Genomic DNA, 2,169 nt, shown 5'->3' on the forward strand with positions numbered 1-2,169 from the left:
ACGAGCCCGGTCGAGAACGTCGTCTTGCCGGCGTCGACGCGGGAGCCGCCGGCAACGAGGAGCATCGGTCCCCCGTCGGAACCGTCGCCGGCACCGGTGTCGTCTACGCGCCCGGTCACTGGTCGCCGTCGGCGCCGTCGACGCCGGGGCTCGCTCCGTTTGCTCCGTCCGTCTCGCCGGCACGGTCCGATTCGTCGGTCGCTTCGACGGCCTCCGGCGCGACCCCGTAGTAGCCTGGCCCCTCCTCCGATAACGGCTCCGCGATCACGAGCTCGTCGCTGTGGACCATCACCCACGGCACCGCCCAGTCGATGAGCACGGCCTCGGTGTCGTCGTCGACCTCGGCGTCCGGCTCCAACCCCTGGAGCATCCGCGCGATCTCGGGGATCGTGTACAGCAGATCCGGCTCGAACAGCTCCGCCGGCGTGTAGAAGTCACACGGGAACGTCTCGTCGAACCGTGACTTGGGTTCGGGCATGGGCCGCGCTACGTGTGCGACGCCGTAAACCCTCGCGATACGCGCGGCCCCGCTCGGTCGGGACGGACGGGATCCGACCCGAACTGCCGGACGCCGCGTTGGTCGGGATCACGGCACGGTCGCGCCGCTGCTCGCGTGACGGCGCACGAAAGAAAACGGAACTCGACGCGTGGCCCCGCGGGTGGCGGGGTTACTCGAACAGCTCGACGGCCTGCTCGTAGCGGGTGGACGGCTCCTCCCAGTCGACGACCTCGAAGAAGTTGTCGACGAACTCGCCGCGAGCCGGGCCGTAGTCGTGGTAGTAGGAGTGCTCCCAGACGTCCAGCGCGAGGATCGGGTGACCGCCCCAGATCGCACCCTGGTCGTGCTTGTCGACCACGACGTTGCGGAGCTGGTTCGAGAACGTGTCGTACACCAGAAGCGCCCAGCCGCTCGCCGCGGAGGCCGCCGCCTCGAACTCGCCTCGCCAGGCGTCGTACGAGCCGAAGTCCTCCTCGATGCGGTCGGCGAGCGCGCCCTCGGGCTCGTCGCCACCCTCCGGCGACATGTTCTGCCAGAACAGGTCGTGAAGGATGTGACCCGAGGAGTTGTGCGTCACGCTTCGGATCGCGCCGGCGGACGAGGAGAAGTCGTGTTCCTCACGGTTCCCCGCGAGCGTCTCCTCGGCAGCGTTCCAGCCGTTCACGTAGCTCTGGTGGTGCGTGTCGTGATGCCATTCGAGTACCTGCTCGGAGATGTGGGGTTCCAGCGCGTCGTAATCGTACGGAAGGGGATCGAGTTCGTAGCTCATATCTGATTCACCTATCCATACACACGGACGGATACCTGTTAAAGATAATGCGGCACGCGATACCACACGTCACCGGACGTGAGCGTCACCGGCTTACGTGAGCGTTATCGGTGTGATAGCGGTTCGTACCGAGACGAGTCGAGCCCCGATCCGGAACGATCAGATAACCGTCAGTGGTTACATCAGTTCACACGGCGCGAAGCCGCGCCGCGCTCGATACGGTGGGACTGGGATTTGAACCCAGGAAGCCGTGAGGCTACCGGTTTTCAAGACCGGCGCAATAGGCCACTCTGCCATCCCACCACGCATCGGGATGTCGAGACGCCGGGACTAATGGGTATCGGTGTCGGGCGGGCCGTCGTGCCCGCCACCGGCGTCGTTCCGCCTTCGTGTACGCCCCGCGACGGGACGATTCGCTCGCTCGTATTTACATCCCTTATAAGGAACACGCGTGCGTCGGCGTCGCCGACGGGTCGCGATCGCTCACGGACTCCGTGGCAATTCGGTCGCCCACTCGTTCGGCGATCACGGGCGTGGTATATAACCGGTCCCCGGCGCTGGGTACCCTCGATCGCCGGAACACACGGCGCTCCACCGCTCCATTCGGAGTCCGTGTCCTCCCGCGAACGGTTATAAGCAGTCGTCGACCGCGCCGTCGCCACGGTCGTCGCCCCGACCGGGGTGGCGGGGTTTTTGCCCGCGGAGCGGGAACGACCGAGCATGAGCCACGACAGACGCGAATCCGGGTTCAAGCGACGGACCCGGGTCGAGGAGGCGCTGGCGACGCTGCTCGACGACATCGAGCCACACGACCGAGTGGAGACGGTGTCGCTCGGCGAGGCGGACGGGCGAGTGCTCGCCGAGCCGGTCGACGCGCCCGCGCCGGTGCCGAGCTACGACC

The 2,169-nt window shown here is 66.9% G+C and carries 2 protein-coding genes, 1 tRNA gene and 1 pseudogene; 1 reads left to right on the forward strand and 3 read right to left on the reverse strand.

Annotated features, from left to right (window positions below; translation table 11 throughout):
• Positions 1–115 precede the first annotated feature (115 nt).
• The 3 genes from ACFQEU_RS14870 to ACFQEU_RS14880 form a co-directional block, all read right to left on the reverse strand.
• Positions 116–478, reverse strand: a complete 363-nt coding sequence (locus ACFQEU_RS14870; RefSeq protein WP_379783424.1) for a DUF5827 family protein — start codon at positions 476–478, stop codon at positions 116–118.
• Between the two features lie 190 nt (positions 479–668).
• Complete coding sequence (sod, locus tag ACFQEU_RS14875; RefSeq protein ID WP_379783426.1) at positions 669–1,268, reverse strand: superoxide dismutase; 600 nt, start codon at positions 1,266–1,268, stop codon at positions 669–671.
• A 219-nt stretch (positions 1,269–1,487) separates the two neighbouring features.
• Positions 1,488–1,571, reverse strand: a tRNA-Ser gene (locus ACFQEU_RS14880).
• 417 nt (positions 1,572–1,988) lie between these two features.
• On the opposite strand from ACFQEU_RS14880, the pseudogene ACFQEU_RS14885 reads away from it, so the two are divergent.
• Positions 1,989–2,169, forward strand: a pseudogene (locus tag ACFQEU_RS14885) (molybdopterin molybdotransferase MoeA); the annotation flags it as partial.

It is taken from the genome of Halorubrum tibetense (genome assembly GCF_042661865.1).
Lineage (GTDB): Archaea > Halobacteriota > Halobacteria > Halobacteriales > Haloferacaceae > Halorubrum > Halorubrum tibetense.